Raw genomic sequence first — 16,670 nt, 5'->3', positions numbered from 1 at the left:
TACTTTGCTAGGCACTGTAAGATTCTAGCTAGTTACGCCAATACGCTATAGGACCAGGCTTTACCTGGTCCTTTTAGTTGAATTGGATTTATATAACTTCTTTTAGTACGGATGTTAGCTATGAGGTTTTATTAGCCTCTGTCGCCAACTCTTGCTCTTCTACCAAACCATCATCTTGCTTGCTTTGTTGCTTCTTGTAAAAGCTGCGCAGATACAGTGTTCTCCATGCCGCTTCAAATGGCCCCTGCTCAAAGTGCTTAGTAATAAAATTCGCCAGCAAAATTTGAATTGCTGTAAGCGCAAGGGTAATTAACATCAAATCGAGCAGCGTAACGGTATAGGCAAATTCGGGGTAGTAAGCGGGCATAATCACACGAAACAGTACAGCCAAAACAATAGACTGTGTTAGATAGAGAGTAAACGCCACCTTGCCGCAGTTAATAAGTGACTGATACCACCAGGTGGTTGTATTTTTCACTTTGATTAACAGATGAGCGTAGGCAAAAGCACAGAAAATAGCGGGGATACTGGTAAACATAGGAATGACATCTGAGGTTACCTGCTCAAACATTAATTGAGGAATAACAGTAACAACAGAGGTGGCTATGGCAATGATAGCCACTTTTATAAATACAGTAGATGAAAACCCAACGCTAAAGAAACCACTTCTATAAAGGTAGGCGCCAAACATCATAAGCCCCATCGACTGCCACAGCATGGAAAAAGGGGCTGCAATAACGGTAGCAAGAACAAAAGCAGCTTGAACTCCTATTTGGAACAAATAACTACTTTGCCATTCCGTAACCTCTTCGGCGTAGGCCTCACTAGACCTAAGGGGCGGTGCGCCACCGTAGTCGTATCCAAGCGTAAGTACTATGCCAAAAACAAGCATAATGATACTGCCCACAATAAGGTATTTAACGCTTTTCGCGCGAAGCGCTTCTTGGTCTAACGTTAAGTGCTTTAGTACAAAGTAGGCGCAAAGACTGTAATAAAGCAGTATGTCGCCGCCAAATATAAACACGCCATGTATTAACCCAAATAAAAATAACCATTTAAGCCGAGATTTAGCAAAGTCTAAAAAGTTGTGCCTTCGCTTTTGGCAAGCGTCGAATTGAATAGCTAAACCTGCTCCAAACAACAGGCAAAATAAGGTGCGAAATCTTCCATCTAAGAAAAGCGCGCTAAGTGTCGAGATAATCTCATCTGACAAAAGTGATTCTTCAAAAAACGCGTAGCCGGTGTGAAAATTTTGATGATATGCAATGTTTAAAAACAATATGCCAAGGATTGCTAAACCTCTAATGGCATCTATGGATTGAATTCGCATTTACGTTCCCTGTAATCATATTTTGTAGTTTTACGAGTGTAGTGTAATCGTATTCGAAGTGTCGATGCTTAAAGTGTATCCGAATATTAACGATTGCTAATAACTTTAATCCACTAATAAATAAAAAGTACAGGAGATACTTATTTTTTCAAGCAAGTTATATTGCGCTTAGCTTTGGTGCCGAGCTTTGATGGTTATTACAAAGGCAGAGAGTAAGGTGTTGGCGTATGTAAACTTAACTAAAGAATTGGCGTATAAAGCGAAAAAGGCATAACAGATACCATGAATGACATTACTTCCCTCCGCTTTCGCTAAGTGGTTTAAGCAAAAAGGCTGGCAACTGCGTGATTATCAACAGACCATGTTGGTGGAAAAAGATAAACATGACTGTACGTTACTGATAGCACCGACAGGGGCGGGTAAAACCTTGTCAGGTTTTCTGCCGAGTTTGGTAGAGCTTAGTGAACTCAATGAAAGTAATGCGCCAGCTGAAAACAAGGGTAATCAGAGTGGGTTTAATGGTTTACATACCTTATATATTTCACCACTTAAAGCGTTAACCCAAGATATTCATCGCAACCTGTTACAGCCTATTGAAGAAATGTCGTTGCCTATCACTGCTGAAACGCGTACTGGTGATACGCCTTCTCATAAGCGTCAGCGACAGCGTAAAAAGCCGCCTAATATCCTCCTTACTACCCCCGAATCTCTTATGCTGATGTTAAGTTACGCCGATGCCGATAAGCTTTTCGGCAAGCTAAAACGGGTGATCATCGATGAAACCCACAGCTTAATGGCAAATAAGCGCGGCGACTTTTTATCACTCGCCCTAGCGCGATTAAGCGTGCTTTCACCACGCTGCAAACGCATAGGCCTGTCAGCGACCGTAGCGTTTCCCGAAACTTTGGGTGCGTGGCTAGCGGGCAGTGACAGTGTTGCTAATATCATTAAAGTAAAAGCGGGTGAGAAGCCAAAAGTTGAAATGCTGCACTCAAAAGCACGCATGCCTTTTGGCGGCTTTATGGCCCGGTACGCCATTGATGATATCTATGAGGCCATAGAAAATGCGCAGACTACACTAGTTTTTGTAAATACCCGCGCTCAGTCCGAACTTCTATTTCAAATGTTGTGGGAAGCAAACAAGGCTGCGCTTCCCATAGCGCTTTATCACGGCAGTTTGAGCAAAGAGCAAAGGCGAAAAACCGAAGCTATGATGGCAAGCGGTATGCTAAGAGCAATTGTATGTACTTCTGCGTTAGAGTTAGGTATCGATTGGGGTGATGTAGATAAGGTTATACAAGTGGGGGCGCCTAAAGGCGTAAGCAGGCTGCTGCAAAGGATAGGGCGAGCGAACCACAGGTTAGATGAGCCTAGCGAAGCGTTACTTGTACCAGCAAACCGTTTTGAAGCGCTGGAATGCCAAGCGGCCACTACGGCCATTGAAAAAGGTGAACTTGATGGCGAAAGCCCTCAGCCAGGCGCGCTAGATATCATTCCGCAGTTTATCTTGAACTGTTTATGTAGCAATGCTGATAGCCCGGGTGCCTTGTATCAAGAGATACTTACTGCAACGCCTTATCAAGGGTTAGATAGAGACGATTTCGATAAACTGTGGCGCTTCACCCAAGACGGAGGCAGTGCACTAAATGCCTATGAACGGTATCAGCGCCTGACCAGAAATGATGACGGCACGTACTCGCCAGCAAATCGTCGGGTTATTCAACGACACAGACAAAACATAGGCACAATTGTTGAGGCAGGACGACTTAAAGTAAAGCGCATTAGAAGAGGGAATCAGGGCAAGATCATTGGCGAGGTAGAAGAATACTTCGCTCAGCAGTTAACGCCTGGAGATACCTTTTATTTCGGCGGAGAAGTACTTCGCTTTGAAGCAATCCGCGACATGCAGCTTCATGCCAAGCCGGCAAAAGCCAAAGAGCCTAAAATACCAAGCTACGCAGGTGGCCAAATGCCGCTATCTACCTATCTAGCAGAAGGGGTACGGGCAATCTTGGCTAATCAAAAATCCTGGAAGGCACTGCCGGCACAGGTTCAAGAGTGGCTGAAGCTTCAGCAGGCGTTCTCTCAGCTACCTAGCCCTGAAAAGGTGCTGGTGGAGCAGTTTCCATTTAGACAGGCGCACTATACCTTGTACTACACCTTCGACGGGCGCAAAGCGAACCAAACTTTAGGTATGTTGTTAACGCGGCGAATGGAAAAAATGGGCATTAAGCCTTTAAGCTTCAGCGTGACTGATTATGGTTTGTCGGTAGCATCAGTGGAGGCCATCACCCAAGGGCAGTTACAGCAGCTGTTTCAGCCGGATATTCTAGGCGACGAGTTAGAAGATTGGATGTTACAGGCGCCAATGCTAAAGCGTTCCTTCAGGCAAGTAGCGGTGGTTAGCGGGTTGACAGAGCAGCGTTATCACGCCAGTCAAAAAACCATGAAGCAAGTAACGTTTTCTACCGACCTCATTTACGATACGTTGCGAGAGCACGACCGCGACCATATATTACTTAAAGTAGCGCGTGCTGATGCTGAGCGCGAGCTCCTCGACTTACGGCGACTCGCGAACTTACTCATTCGCTACGTAGATTCAGCGATATTAGTGAACCTTGAAAAACCGTCTCCTATGGCCATTCCTATTGTACTTGATGTCCGCAGTGAGCAAGTAAAAGGCGCTGGTGCGCAAGCCATTATTGAGCAAGCTAATTTATACGCCGAAGCTGAAACCATGTTAGACGAAGTTCGTACGTTACTCTCAGGGACTGGCGTTGAATAGGGTGGGACTAAGCAGAATATTCAAACTTCGCTTTCCCCATATTAACGATGTACCTCACGCCTGATGCTTTACTTAACAAACATTGGCGGTAAGTACGTTGGACAGGAAAGCTAAATAGTATTTCGCTAAATAAATGTGCAGCTTTGCCCTGGTAATAAAAACTCACAAACGAAAAATAAAGAGGATAATTTGGCAATAACCGACGCGTGGCTAACTGAAAAAGTTAGTCAGCGCCACATTACTATTACGAAATATGCAGACTATCTGTGGTTATTAGACGCACGTGGCGTGGCGTATTTACCCGCATGCGACTGGCTGATTGTTTCTGATCTTCACCTAGAAAAAGGCAGTTATTTACGCAGTTATGCGAATCCCTTACCCAGCTTAGATTCCACCGCCACACTCAAACGCCTGGAAAGTATTATTGATGATTACCAACCTTTACGAGTAATAAGCTTGGGGGACAGTTTTCACGATAAACACAGCATGTCTCGTATGACTATTGAAGACCGTCAGCACCTATGTAGGCTTGTTGATAAAGTGAAAGAGTGGATGTGGGTAGAAGGTAACCATGACCCAGACCTGCCGGAAGGCATTCCTGGAACGCCCTGTTTTGAAGTAGTGCTAGATAATATGGTGTTCAGACATGAACCAGAAATGAGCGAAACTCGTGCTCAGGTTATCGGTCACTATCACCCTAAAAAGCGCACCACCATTACACGACGTCGTTACTCTGGCAAATGCTTTACTAACAACAAAAACTTATTTGTAATGCCCGCCTTCGGGCAGTTCACCGGCGGGTTAGACATAGACGAAGACGTAATGCTAACGCTTCTTCCCAAGCCGACCCGTCAGGTTTTCATGCTCTGTGAAGGCATTATCTTCAAAATATAGCACACCAAAAATGGGGTCAGAGTACATTTCCCCTTCAGAAGAATCGAAATGGGGTCAGAGTACATTTATTTAAAGCAATGTCGCTTTTTAAATGTACTCTGCCCCCATAATTTTAAGCCTAGTTTAGCGCGCTGAGTTCCCATATACTTTTTCAACTGAACAAAAAAGGAACAGGAAAATGTATCGATTCGGAATTGTCGGCGCAGGCATGATTGCGGATTTTCATGCTCAGGCCATCCACGCTATTCCCAATGCAGAATTAACAGGGATTTATTCACGTTCAATTGATAAGGCGAATGCGTTCTCTAAAAAACATAGCTGTACACCTTTCGACGACTATATGTCGTTTATAACGTCTCCTGAAATTGACATCATCACTATATGCACGCCATCAGGCTTTCATTTAGAGCCAATATCTGCCGCCGCTAAAGCGGGTAAGCACATCATTTGTGAAAAACCGCTGGAGGTTACTGCTGAAAGAGTAGATGAAATGATTGCGGTGTGTGCTGAAAACAAGGTGATGCTAGCGGGTATTTTTCCTCGTCGGTTTAACGCCTCTTCACAGTTACTTAAGCAGGCTATAAATGCTGGGCGCTTCGGCAACATTGCCATGGCAGATGCCTATATTAAATGGTGGCGAACCCAAGAGTATTATGAAAGCGGCGCATGGCGTGGTACATGGAAGCTTGATGGCGGTGGCGCGTTGATGAACCAGTCAATTCATACTATAGATTTACTCCTTTATGTAATGGGGGATGTAAAATATGTGAGAGCAGAAACTAGGCTGGTGGCCCATGATGGTATAGAGGTGGAAGATGTTGGAATTGCGATGCTAGAGTTTAAAAATGGTGCGTTAGGCGTTATTCAAGGCTCAACAGCTTGCTGGTCTAAAAGCGGTCATCCGGCAGAAATACAAATTACCGGCTCTCAGGGCTCAGTTTTTATGAGCGATGATAAATTTCGAGTCTGGGAGTTTGCTGAAGAAAGCGAAGAAGACGAAGAGATTAGATGCAAGTATGGGCTTTCTGAAAATGAAGCGGGAGCAGGTGCAGCTGATCCATCGGCCATCGATTTCGTTTGGCATCAAAGAAACTTCGAAGATGTATTAAATGCCCTTGATAACGGCACCAAGCCGCTAGTGGATGGATTTGAAGGGCGTAGGTCGATTGCGCTACTAAACGCTATTTATCGCTCAGCGAAAAACGGTGGTGAAAAGGAACTCGTGTAATAAAGGGGGCAGAGTTCTGACTCTGCCCCTTTTATTTGGATTAGTCGCGCCAGCGTTTGGTTAGTTCGTCGTAGGCGTCTATGCGACGGTCACGGAAGTAAGGCCAAATGCGCTTAACCTGCTCGGTACGTTCCATATCAAGCTCAACTGATAGCGTGGTTTCACCTTCAGCTTCGGCTTTTGCCAAAATCTCGCCCTGCGGGCCTGCAACAAAGCTTTGCCCCCAGAACTGAATGCCTGGGTCGCCCTCAACAGGTGACGCTTCAAAGCCAGTGCGGTTCGCAACGATTACCGGTACTGAGTTAGCCACAGCATGAGAACGCTGGATTGTTTCCCATGCGCCGTGCTGACGGGTACGCTCTTCTTCAGTATCCGTTAAGTCCCAGCCAATAGCAGTAGGGTAGAACAACAAGTCTGCACCTGCCATTGCCATTAGACGTGCCGCTTCTGGGTACCATTGATCCCAACATACCAATACGCCAAGTTTACCTACGCTGGTTTCAATAGGCGTGAAGCCCATATCGCCCGGCGTGAAGTAAAACTTCTCGTAAAAACCCGGGTCGTCAGGAATATGCATTTTGCGATATTTGCCCGCAATTTCTTTACTGCGGTCGAACACTACGGCGGTGTTGTGATACAAACCAGAACCGCGTTTTTCAAACAAGGACGTAACTAACACAATGTTGTGTTTTTCAGCGAGTTCACCAAAAAAGTCCGTTGCTGGACCTGGTATTGGTTCAGCCAAATCAAAGGCGTCAGTATCTTCTTGCTGGCAAAAATACAGGGTGCTGTGCAGCTCTTGAAGCAAAATACACTCGCAACCTTCAGCCGCTAACTTGGCAACTTGCTCGGCACTTTTGTTCCAGTTCGTTGCTTTGTCATTGTCGGCAACGGCCTGTTGTACCAGACCAACTTTTAGCTTAGCTGGGCGCATGTAATGACACTCCTTTCTTTAAGGTGGTGATAATTGAGTCTTTTAACGTATTTGTGGGTACTTGCATAGAAATACAATGCAAGCTGCCGTATTGTCTTACGAGTACACTACAATCAATTGGTTCAACAATATGATTGGGATGTGCTTTTTGCACCATCTCAATGGCTTCAGCATCTTCTTCTTCACCATACACAGGCAATAAAATCGCATTATTACAAATCAAGTAATTGGCATACGATGCCGGCAAGCGATCCCCTTCATCATTAACGATATTAGGTAACGGTAGATGAAATTGTTCATGCTCTGGCAATTCAAGGGCGCATTCGTCGCATAACGCTTTCAACCCTTCGAAGTGACTGTCGTTAGGGCGGTTGTTACACGCCTGAATTACTAAGCCTTTATTTGGGGTAAAGCGCACTAGAGTATCAATATGACCGTCGGTGTCATCGCCTTCTAAATGACCATGCTGCAATATAGTAACCTTGCTGCAACCCAGCATATCTTTAAAAGTATCTTCGTAAACACTGAGCGACATGTCGCCATTTCGCTCAGGGTTTAGTAAACATTGTGCAGTGCTTAATAAGTGGCCGTTCTCGTCGATTTCTAACGCACCGCCTTCTGCCACAATAGGGCTACTGCGAAGCGCAGAGTTGCACATGGCGGCGAGGTAACGTTGATTGACAAGGTTATCTTCTGAAGCGTTGAATTTGTTACCCCAACCGTTGAAACGAAATTCTACGGGCGAGCCGTTACCTTCACTGTCTTTACACGTGATAAAGCTGTAGTCGCGCATCCAGGTATCATTGAAGGAGGCGGCAACGATAAGCACTTGTGCATTTTCGGGTAAACGGGGCTTAAGATCGTCAACGTCACTTGGCGCGCATAATAAAATGACACCCGCATTATTGCGATTCACTGCTGCAATCACATTCAGGTAGGTCGCTCTTGCTTCTTCCAACCATGGAGCCCAATCGGTTTGTGCATGTGGCCATGCCAACATTACAGCATCAATGTCGTGCCATTCAGGCGCCATAATACGGTTGCTGAGCATAGTAAAATTCCAAGTCGCTTTAAAATAGGGGGTGGATTATAGCCATGCAGTAGCACCAGACCAAGGCTAATGGTGATGAAATTAATTGGCGGTCACGATTAATTTAAACCACCTAAAACGTAAGCCTAGCTTAAAGGCTATAATTTCACTTTAAATGCCGCCCACCATTAAGGTGTAGTGTTTGGCCTGTCACGTAGTCGCTGTCAAATAAATAGTTCATGGCTTTCACGGCCTCTTGGGCACCCGGTACTATTTCGAGTAGCGACTTTTTCACTGCTTTTTGTTTATAAGCTTCGTCATCATCTTCATTAAACATAAGTAGAGCCGGTGCAATGCTATTCACTTTCACCTTTGGAGCTAGCTTTTTTGCAAAAGACAAGGTGAGATTGTGCAACGCAGCTTTACTCGCCGCGTAAGCCATATGCTTTTCACTGCCGGTGTCTTGCACATAATCAGTCATGTGAATGATGTCAGCTTGTTCTTCACAACCGCACAGCGCTTCTTCTAACGCTATATTAATGCGATAGGGAGCGACTGCATGAATCATCATCATGCGTTCCATTAAGTCTTGCTTATCACCATTATCTTTCTCTTGGGCCCAATCTGATGCGTTGTGAATGATCCCTCGATAGGTTTTACTGATTGCCTTAATCTCATCAATTGCTCGATCAATAGCCGCCTCAGTGCTAAAATCCGCCTGTAAAACTGTTGCGCCTTTATCCTTAAGCATCGCAATACTCGAGCGATGCGTTCGATAAGTCACAACAACGCGATGTCCTTTTGCAAGTAAACTTTCGGCCATCGCCAAGCCCAATCGTTGGCTGGCGCCTGTTATCAGTACAGGTGAGTTCAAGATAGTGTCCTTCTTTTCTAAGAGGTAACAGTTTTATTATTCCGTGCTAAACGCACGTGAAGTAGCAACAACATTAAATAAAAGTCATGTTGTCGTATAACCGAACTTTTACGATTTGAAAGGCGTATTAGTTCAAAAAAAGCAGTAACAACGGATAAAACAATGTTAGCAAAAGAAGCGGTAATTGTGCGTGATGCACTAGACCCCTCTATATCAGAGCCGGCACAACGTGTACGTGAAGCATTAGAAGCCAAGGGATTAGAAACACCTATGGTGGCTAATGGTCTTTCTGACGAACAAAAGCGCAAACGAATTGAAAGTGCGATGCGTGACGTAATGGACACGCTTGGACTTGACCTTACTGATGACAGCTTATGCGATACACCTACCCGTATTGCCAAAATGTATGTCAATGAGATTTTCGGAGGCTTGGATTATCACAAGTTCCCTAAAATTACTGCTATTGAAAATAAAATGCAGATAGATCAGCCTGTTCAGGTATCTGATATTAGCTTAACAAGTACTTGCGAACATCACTTTGTAACCATTGATGGCACAGCCACGGTATCGTACATACCTAAAGATACAGTAATTGGTCTTTCGAAAATAAACCGTCTTGTAAGCTTCTTTGCTCAACGCCCTCAGGTACAAGAGCGTCTAACGCAGCAGGTGTTAGTTGCACTGCAAACATTAACGAATACAGAAGATGTTGCTGTAAGTATCAACGCTACGCACTATTGCGTAAAAGCGAGAGGAATTCGAGATACTAATTCCTACACGAAGACGTCAGCGTTAGGTGGCCGTTTCTTAACAGACAGCGAATTGAAACGAGAGTTTTTCCGTTAAGTAAGTTGGGAAACTTTCACGGGCAAATCAAGAAGCCGCTTTTTGAAGCGGCTTTTTCGTAGATATTTGACGTCGATTTTTACTTGAAAATGTGTTCGCTATCTAAGGCGTCCACAATAAGATTAATTCGGTCACCAATACCATTGGCGGGAATAAGACTGAGTACTTTGTTACAACAGCCACAAGACTCATGTTGTTCGAGGTACATGTCTCGAGAAGCGTTTAGTTGAAAATCATTAATTGCGCCGCAATAAGGGCACATATATTCCAATGCTTTAACACTTTGCATTGTTTTATCCGTTACCATGTTTTACATATCCATATGATGTAAGTCGAAATCCAGTGTGTGAAAAAGTAATTTGTATTGCCTCGGTGTACTAACTTTGGAAAGAGAAAAAACTAAAGTTTGCAAGATACAAACCACACACATCGGTTAAGGACTACTTTCGCGTTAACTAGCCTGTAAATAAGCTGAATGGCCACTTTGCGGGATTATCCCACAAAGATTTTGGATAACCTCTATCCACGACTAAAGTATAGTCTGTAATTCTTTTACTGCCTGTGTAATTCGGGGTTATTTAATAAGTCCTTGGTAATAAAGCTAATTAATTTTCTTGGCGGTAACTCACCGGTCGCGGGAGTCACAACGTACGAAAAATTAGGTGAGTTGACTAACAGCTTTAGCTGCCGGAAGGGGCGAGCATCAGAGGTTTACATGCTTTTTAAATTCTGTTAACTTTTATCTTAATCGATTAAGCTTTTTGAATTTAACGTAAGTTTGATGCTAAGTGCAATACTGTCTTTGCTATCAAACTTATTAACTCGCTTTTGTTATTGATTAGATTTATAAAACAAGTGGGTGCTTCCAACGACTTTTGTCTGCCATCACTCACATGATTTTGTAAAGTGTATGTGTACGTAAAGCACCTTCATGCCGTTGTTATGAGACAGATTATGCCGAGCCGAGACCCAAGTAGTAGAATTATCAGGTGGTTAACCTACCTTATGTTTATGATGTTTGCGATGACATCAGATTCAGTTGGCGAAATAATTAAAGAAGTAAAAGTAGCGTTCTCTGTGACTAATGCGCAAGCGAGTTTAATGCATTCTTTGCCTATGCTGGGTATCGCGTTATCTGGATTATTGTTAGGTTTTTTGGCTGATAAGTTAGGTCGTAAGCCAACCATTATCATTGGTTTAGGGTTATTTGGGATAGCTTGTTACAGCTTCCTTATTGCCAATGACTTTATCCTGATTGTAAGCTTGATGAGCTTGTCAGGAGTCGCCGTTGGTATTTTCAAAACGGGTGCGCTTGCACTTATCGGTGATATTTCAACATCTACAAAACAACACACAGCAACGATGAACGGTGCAGAGGCGTTCTTTGGGGTGGGCGCAATAATTGGTCCTTTAATTGTGGCGTATTTAATTCACCAAGGGGTAGCGTGGCAGTGGCTATATGTCATCGCGGGTGGTGTATGTACCCTTCTTATTGTTGGCGCGCTGTTGGTTAAATATCCAACGTATTCCCGCGACACTTCTTCTGGGGAAAATAACGTTTCCGTTGCGCAAAGTTTAAGTTTGATCAAAAACCCGTATGCCTTAGGCTTTTCTATTGGAGCTTTTTTGTATGTTGCTGCAGAAAGCGCCATTTATGTGTGGATGCCGAGTTACTTAGTGTGCGACGCTACTACTCTTAAAGCCACATATAACTGTTACAGCGAAGGCTTTTCTCAAACTCTGGCTATCTATTCGGTAACTGCCTTTTTTATTCTTCGGGCCGCTGGGCGCTTTATCGGAATTTGGATGATGTCTCGCTTTAACTGGGCCCTAGTTCTGATGTTGTTCACAGGCGCTATTGTATTGTGTTTTGGCTTAGGACTATGCGGTGGAAAGCAAGTCGCGCTTTACTTGTTTCCACTTACGGGTATTTTCATGTCGGTTATTTACCCTACGTTTAATTCGAAGGGAATAAGCTGCTTCCCTAAACACCAGCACGGCAGCGTGGCAGGGGTTATATTGTTCTTTACTGCTGCTGGCGCAGCGGCTGGCCCTTTCATTATGGGGCTTGTAAGTGACGCTAACGGAGGCGATGCAAAATACGGCTTCATGGTCGCCACTGGCTTTGCTGCCGTGCTATTCATTGGCCTGGTGTACAACTTTATTAAAAACCCCACTAAACAGCGTTTAGCTGAAATTGAAGCAAGTGAATACGCTAGCTAAGTGAAACGAGCCGCGAGTCTCACCGCTCGTAGTATCAGTCAACTGAAAGCTGCCGGACTTATGTTCGGCACTGGTTTTTCATAGCGTTGTTGTTTAAGCTTCACATCACTCCTTTACTCATTACTCCTTATTAACGTCCCATGGATGAATTAAAACAAGCCCAAGCGCTTTACGACACGCTCGTAGAGTTTGCCGTGACCTACAGCTTCCAAATTGTAGGTGCCATTATCATATTTCTACTTGGTTGGTGGGTGGCCAATAAGATAGGCCATGTGGTTGAAAACCTCATGGTAAATAAAAAAATCGACGTTACGCTAAGCCGGTTTACCGGTGGTATATGTAAACTGGTGGTGCTTGGAATAGTTATCATCATCGCCCTTGGTAACGTGGGGATAAGCGTTACTCCTTTAATTGCGGCACTCGGTGCTGTTGGCTTAGGTGCTGGTCTTGCTATTCAGGGCATGCTGGCAAACTATGCCGCAGGTTTTACTATAATCATTACCCGTCCGTTTGTAGTAGGAGATACTATTCGGGTTCGTGGTGTTGCTGGCGTTGTTGATCAGGTTATGCTGCCTTATACCATTCTTATTGATGAAGATAACGTGCACATACAAATTCCCAATAAGCTCATTGTTGGAGAGATCTTGCATAACTCTGCTGAAAACATGCTTATAGAACTCGAGATTGGCGTGGCTTACTCCAGCAATGTAGATAACGTCATTGAAGTAATTCGACATGCAGTTGCATCTGTAGACGGTGTTAGTGCTGAAAAAGCACCTGCTATTGGTGTCGATAATTTTGGTGACAGCAGTATTAATTTTGGGGTTCGGGTTTGGGCTCCTGCGACAAGGCATTTCGAAGTGCGCTATGCGCTTAATCAAGCCGTTTTTAACGCGCTCCAACAGCACAATATTGATATTCCATTCCCTCAACGAGAAGTCAGAATGCTGGACTAAGATAGGGTTATTTTAATAGACCTAACGTTAGATAGATGCCGAACAGCCATTCAGCTATTCGGCATTTTTTTATAGTTCGTAAAGTTCTAGCGGTAACCCGTCAGGGTCTTGAAAAAACGTAAAGCGCTTTCCCGTATACTCGTCGGTTCTTACGGGCTCACATTCCACACGTTTGTTAGTTAAGTGATCAATCATTTCATCAAGGTTGTCTACTTTAAATGCTAAGTGTCTAAGCCCTTGCGCTTCCGGACGCGACGGCCTTTGCGGTGCCCCTGGAAACGAAAATAATTCAATCTGACTTCCATCAGGTAAACCAAGGTCGCATTTATATGAGTCCCTAGCTTCTCGGTAATTTTCGTCAATGGTGGAGAACCCTAACACGTCTGTGTAAAACGTTTTCGAACGTGGATAGTCACTACAAATAATAGCAACATGGTGAAAGCCTTTTAGCATACTAATTCCTTTTATATTCTTACGGCATCTCTTGGCCGCGAGCAGCTTCAAATAACTTATACCAGTGTTCGCGCGACAGGTGAACGTCCACCGCTTTCTGGCTAGATTTGATTCGTTCAATATTAGTGCTGCCTAACACCGGCGCGATATTGGCAGGGTGTCGCATTAACCATGCTAGAACAATGGCTTCAGGCGTTGTTTGGTATTCGCTTGCAAGTTGTGCCACTAAATTCGCGGTTGCCACGTCTGCGCTAGTCTCGGTTTTCGCCCCTGTATATTTTCCTTGAGCCAAGCTTCCCCAAGCCTGAAGCTGAACATTATTCATCATACAGTACTCAAGAGTCCCTGGTGCATAACCCATATTACGATTAGCCGCACTATTGCTGGTGATGCCGTCTTCTAGCCAATCTCTAAAACCGAGGCTCATTTCAAGTTGGTTGGCAACAATAGGTGTTGAGAGCGCTGATTGAAGGTAGTTTATTTGGTGCCCGTGCATATTAGACACACCCACGTGTTTAATCTTTCCCTGTTGCTGCAGCAGCAATAAGGTGCCAGCCACTTCTTCCAATTCCATAAGCGGGTCGGGGCGGTGTAGCAGCAGTATATCAAGTTGCTCGATACCTAAACGAGAGAGAATGCCTTCAACAGAAGTATGTATATGATTTGCCGAGAAATCATAACGCTTTGGTCCTAAATCATCTTCAAAACGTATTGCACATTTAGATTGAATAAGCATTTTGTCTTTAAGTTCTGGGGCTTGCTTAAGCGCTTCACCAAAGGCAGTTTCTGCCTTACCGAATGTGTAAATATCAGCATGGTCAAAAACGTTAATATCTAAGTCTAGTACAGCGTCGATGATTGATCTTGCTTGGGTAACATCGGCTTTAGTGACGGGGTCATTATTCCAACCACCACCTAAGCCCATACATCCATAAATTAGGCGGCTTGCATGTGGAAAGTGTGCATTCATATAGTTTTCTCCCTTTAGAAAGTGTGAGTGAACAAAGTACTTATGCACTCAATAAAGCTCTGGAGCTCATTCTTATTATCAACAAAGCGCTACTCTAGTACGACTGTGTTAATAATAACAGTTTGATTAGGCGAGTATATTTTAACTAACGACAGTTAGCGCTTCAGATTATTTTTGGTGTGGAAATAGCTAATAGCAAGAAGTAGCAATAACCACCACAATAGTTGGGGTAGACGTTTTAATGAAGTAGCGAGTATTCATTACTACAAAATCATCACAGGAAAAGAGTTTTATGTTGAAAAAATGGTTGTTAGCGGCAATGGCAAGTTCACTACTTATTGGGTTAGCTGGCTGCACCGGAGTGCCGGAAAAGGTAGAGCCTGTCGAGGGCTTCGAGCTTCCTAGGTATTTAGGGGAGTGGTATGAAATAGCGCGCTTTGACCACAGTTTCGAAGAAGGACTCAGCGAGGTCACAGCAACCTATAGTATGCGCGAAGATGGTGGCGTGAAAGTTATTAATCGCGGCTATTCGAAAGAAGAAGGTAAGTGGGACCAAGCCGAAGGTAAAGCCTATTTTGTTGAAAATGAAACGACAGGACATCTAAAGGTATCCTTTTTCGGACCGTTCTACGCAAGCTATGTCATTATGGAGTTAGACAAGGAAGGCTATCAATATGCGCTGATAACCGGGCCTGATAAAGATTACCTTTGGATTTTAGCGCGAACGCCTACAATTTCAGATGAGGTCCGCGCCCGTTTGCTAGAAAAAGCAAGAACGGCTGGGTATGACACTAGTAAGCTTATTTGGGTTGAGCACGGCCAAGTGAAATCATAGGTACTATCAAGCAGGTTGTTCTGCGCGCAAATACGGATTTGTGCTATTATTGCGCGCAACTTCCTCGCTGTTTGAATAAGTACTAAGAGAGACAAGGCATGCAAACGCTCACCATTACTACGCCAGACGATTGGCACCTTCATTTCCGCGATAACGAAATGCTAGCTGAAACAGTGCCTGCAACCGCACGTTGTTTCCAGCGCGCAATCGTTATGCCGAACCTAGTACCCCCCGTAGTTAATGCTGAAATGGCGATGGCATATAAAGGGCGAATTGAGGCAGCTCGACCTGAAGGCAGTAATTTTGAGCCATTGATGACTTTATTTCTTACCAACCAAACTACGCCGCAAGATATTGTCGACGCAAAGCAAGCAGGCGTAACCGCATGTAAGCTTTATCCCGCAGGAGCGACGACTAATTCAGACGCCGCGGTAAAAGGTATTCTAGCTTTATACCCAGTATTCCAAGCCATGCAAGAGCAAGGTTTGTTATTGTTAATTCACGGCGAAGTTACCGAGCATCACATTGATATTTTTGACCGTGAAAAAGTGTTCATAGATACACACCTAGGTCCCATCGTTGAAGCATTTCCTAAGCTGAAAGTGGTGTTTGAACACATTACTACAGCAGATGCTGCAAGTTTCGTAGCGAGCGCGAGCGAATTTGTGGGCGCAACTATCACGCCTCAGCACTTATTGCTTAATCGCAACGATTTACTAGTTGGTGGTGTACGCCCTCACAACTATTGCCTGCCGGTGCTTAAGCGAAATACCCACCAAAAAGCCTTACGCGATATGGTGGCAAGTGGCAATAAGAAGTTCTTTTTAGGTACTGATTCTGCACCTCATGCTAAGCATAAAAAAGAGAATGCTTGCGGGTGTGCAGGTTGTTACAGCGCATGGTCTGCAATAGAGCTTTATGCAGAAGTATTCGAGCAGTTAGGTGCAATAGACAAGCTTGAAGGTTTTGCTAGCCATTACGGTGCAGACTTTTATGGTTTACCGAGAAATACAACTACAATGACGTTAGTAAAAGAGTCGTGGACGGTGCCAGAACAGGTAACCCTAGCTGATGGTACCGACATGGTTCCATTTTTTGCGGGGCAAACACTACAGTGGAAATTAGAAAAGGCATTTCAAGCGTAAGCTTATTCTATACGGTTTGTACGCGTGCCCTGTGGAACGTTTCCATAAGGGCACAAACGCTCTTCTAGACCCATTCAAACGATTTTACTGACACTTTTCCATCATCTCACTTTCTTCGAAAGGTGGCATGATGAACCAAGAATATGGCGTAACTCATCATATAGAAC

The 16,670-nt window shown here is 44.2% G+C and carries 15 protein-coding genes; 8 read left to right on the top strand and 7 right to left on the bottom strand.

The genetic code is table 11. The annotated features are described in order from the left end of the window. Window positions 1–118 precede the first annotated feature (118 nt). The gene (locus tag PCAR9_RS18250; RefSeq protein WP_179984826.1) at window positions 119–1,330 is read right to left on the bottom strand and encodes a DUF418 domain-containing protein; all 1,212 of its coding nucleotides are present in this window, start codon (window positions 1,328–1,330) and stop codon (window positions 119–121) included. A 286-nt stretch (window positions 1,331–1,616) separates the two neighbouring features. Here PCAR9_RS18250 and PCAR9_RS18245 point away from each other — a divergent pair, with 286 nt between their 5' ends. From PCAR9_RS18245 to PCAR9_RS18235, 3 genes are all read left to right on the top strand, one after another. Next, window positions 1,617–4,115, top strand: coding sequence for a ligase-associated DNA damage response DEXH box helicase (locus PCAR9_RS18245; protein ID WP_179984825.1), 2,499 nt, complete (start codon window positions 1,617–1,619; stop codon window positions 4,113–4,115). Between the two features lie 189 nt (window positions 4,116–4,304). After that, window positions 4,305–5,009 (top strand): ligase-associated DNA damage response endonuclease PdeM, encoded by a 705-nt coding sequence (gene pdeM, locus PCAR9_RS18240; RefSeq protein WP_179984824.1) that lies wholly within the window; start codon window positions 4,305–4,307, stop codon window positions 5,007–5,009. Window positions 5,010–5,187: 178 nt separating this feature from the next. Further along, complete coding sequence (locus PCAR9_RS18235; protein ID WP_179984823.1) at window positions 5,188–6,237, top strand: Gfo/Idh/MocA family protein; 1,050 nt, start codon at window positions 5,188–5,190, stop codon at window positions 6,235–6,237. 40 nt (window positions 6,238–6,277) lie between these two features. On the opposite strand, the gene PCAR9_RS18230 is transcribed toward PCAR9_RS18235, so the two are convergent. The 3 genes from PCAR9_RS18230 to folM form a co-directional block, all read right to left on the bottom strand. Continuing rightward, window positions 6,278–7,171 carry a carbon-nitrogen hydrolase gene (locus tag PCAR9_RS18230; protein WP_179984822.1) on the bottom strand — a complete coding sequence of 298 codons (894 nt, stop codon included), beginning with the start codon at window positions 7,169–7,171 and terminating at the stop codon, window positions 6,278–6,280. Next, the gene (locus tag PCAR9_RS18225) at window positions 7,158–8,222 is read right to left on the bottom strand and encodes an agmatine deiminase family protein (protein WP_179984821.1); all 1,065 of its coding nucleotides are present in this window, start codon (window positions 8,220–8,222) and stop codon (window positions 7,158–7,160) included. Before PCAR9_RS18225 ends, PCAR9_RS18230 begins: the two co-directional genes overlap by 14 nt. A gap of 145 nt (window positions 8,223–8,367) precedes the next feature. Continuing rightward, window positions 8,368–9,075 carry a dihydromonapterin reductase gene (folM, locus tag PCAR9_RS18220; protein ID WP_179984820.1) on the bottom strand — a complete coding sequence of 236 codons (708 nt, stop codon included), beginning with the start codon at window positions 9,073–9,075 and terminating at the stop codon, window positions 8,368–8,370. Window positions 9,076–9,237: 162 nt separating this feature from the next. Between folM and folE the strand changes: the two genes are divergently transcribed. Next, a complete protein-coding gene (gene folE, locus PCAR9_RS18215; protein WP_179984819.1) occupies window positions 9,238–9,921 on the top strand; it encodes a GTP cyclohydrolase I FolE in 684 nt (227 codons plus the stop codon). 79 nt (window positions 9,922–10,000) lie between these two features. Here the strand turns inward: folE and PCAR9_RS18210 are convergent, their stop codons facing one another. Continuing rightward, the gene (locus PCAR9_RS18210) at window positions 10,001–10,228 is read right to left on the bottom strand and encodes a hypothetical protein (RefSeq protein ID WP_179984818.1); all 228 of its coding nucleotides are present in this window, start codon (window positions 10,226–10,228) and stop codon (window positions 10,001–10,003) included. A gap of 698 nt (window positions 10,229–10,926) precedes the next feature. On the opposite strand from PCAR9_RS18210, the gene PCAR9_RS18205 reads away from it, so the two are divergent. Both PCAR9_RS18205 and PCAR9_RS18200 read left to right on the top strand, forming a co-directional pair. Next, window positions 10,927–12,144 (top strand): MFS transporter, encoded by a 1,218-nt coding sequence (locus tag PCAR9_RS18205; protein WP_179985273.1) that lies wholly within the window; start codon window positions 10,927–10,929, stop codon window positions 12,142–12,144. 140 nt (window positions 12,145–12,284) lie between these two features. Continuing rightward, complete coding sequence (locus PCAR9_RS18200; protein WP_179984817.1) at window positions 12,285–13,100, top strand: mechanosensitive ion channel family protein; 816 nt, start codon at window positions 12,285–12,287, stop codon at window positions 13,098–13,100. Between the two features lie 69 nt (window positions 13,101–13,169). Here PCAR9_RS18200 and gloA2 read toward each other — a convergent pair whose 3' ends face one another. Together gloA2 and PCAR9_RS18190 are read right to left on the bottom strand one after the other, a co-directional pair. Then, window positions 13,170–13,553, bottom strand: a complete 384-nt coding sequence (gene gloA2, locus PCAR9_RS18195) for an SMU1112c/YaeR family gloxylase I-like metalloprotein (protein WP_179984816.1) — start codon at window positions 13,551–13,553, stop codon at window positions 13,170–13,172. A gap of 19 nt (window positions 13,554–13,572) precedes the next feature. Continuing rightward, a complete protein-coding gene (locus PCAR9_RS18190; protein ID WP_179984815.1) occupies window positions 13,573–14,523 on the bottom strand; it encodes an aldo/keto reductase in 951 nt (316 codons plus the stop codon). 292 nt (window positions 14,524–14,815) lie between these two features. Here PCAR9_RS18190 and PCAR9_RS18185 point away from each other — a divergent pair, with 292 nt between their 5' ends. Further along, window positions 14,816–15,358, top strand: a complete 543-nt coding sequence (locus PCAR9_RS18185; RefSeq protein ID WP_179984814.1) for a lipocalin family protein — start codon at window positions 14,816–14,818, stop codon at window positions 15,356–15,358. Window positions 15,359–15,456: 98 nt separating this feature from the next. Beyond that, the gene (gene pyrC, locus PCAR9_RS18180; RefSeq protein WP_179984813.1) at window positions 15,457–16,503 is read left to right on the top strand and encodes a dihydroorotase; all 1,047 of its coding nucleotides are present in this window, start codon (window positions 15,457–15,459) and stop codon (window positions 16,501–16,503) included. The last annotated feature ends 167 nt before the right edge of the window (window positions 16,504–16,670 follow it).

The organism is Alteromonas macleodii (assembly GCF_903772925.1).
Classification (GTDB): Bacteria; Pseudomonadota; Gammaproteobacteria; order Enterobacterales; family Alteromonadaceae; genus Alteromonas; species Alteromonas macleodii_A.
This window is presented reverse-complemented; position numbering and strand designations above follow the sequence as displayed.

Bases quoted from the DNA above. Each gene is read 5' to 3' on its own strand.
- PCAR9_RS18250 (WP_179984826.1), bottom strand. From the start codon at position 1,330: ATGCGAATTCAATCCATAGATGCCATTAGAGGTTTAGCAATCCTTGGC.
- PCAR9_RS18245 (WP_179984825.1), top strand. From the start codon at position 1,617: ATGACATTACTTCCCTCCGCTTTCGCTAAGTGGTTTAAGCAAAAAGGC.
- PCAR9_RS18235 (WP_179984823.1), top strand. From the start codon at position 5,188: ATGTATCGATTCGGAATTGTCGGCGCAGGCATGATTGCGGATTTTCAT.
- PCAR9_RS18230 (WP_179984822.1), bottom strand. From the start codon at position 7,171: ATGCGCCCAGCTAAGCTAAAAGTTGGTCTGGTACAACAGGCCGTTGCC.
- PCAR9_RS18225 (WP_179984821.1), bottom strand. From the start codon at position 8,222: ATGCTCAGCAACCGTATTATGGCGCCTGAATGGCACGACATTGATGCT.
- folE (WP_179984819.1), top strand. From the start codon at position 9,238: ATGTTAGCAAAAGAAGCGGTAATTGTGCGTGATGCACTAGACCCCTCT.
- PCAR9_RS18210 (WP_179984818.1), bottom strand. From the start codon at position 10,228: ATGGTAACGGATAAAACAATGCAAAGTGTTAAAGCATTGGAATATATG.
- PCAR9_RS18205 (WP_179985273.1), top strand. From the start codon at position 10,927: ATGTTTATGATGTTTGCGATGACATCAGATTCAGTTGGCGAAATAATT.
- PCAR9_RS18200 (WP_179984817.1), top strand. From the start codon at position 12,285: ATGGATGAATTAAAACAAGCCCAAGCGCTTTACGACACGCTCGTAGAG.
- gloA2 (WP_179984816.1), bottom strand. From the start codon at position 13,553: ATGCTAAAAGGCTTTCACCATGTTGCTATTATTTGTAGTGACTATCCA.
- PCAR9_RS18190 (WP_179984815.1), bottom strand. From the start codon at position 14,523: ATGAATGCACACTTTCCACATGCAAGCCGCCTAATTTATGGATGTATG.
- PCAR9_RS18185 (WP_179984814.1), top strand. From the start codon at position 14,816: ATGTTGAAAAAATGGTTGTTAGCGGCAATGGCAAGTTCACTACTTATT.
- pyrC (WP_179984813.1), top strand. From the start codon at position 15,457: ATGCAAACGCTCACCATTACTACGCCAGACGATTGGCACCTTCATTTC.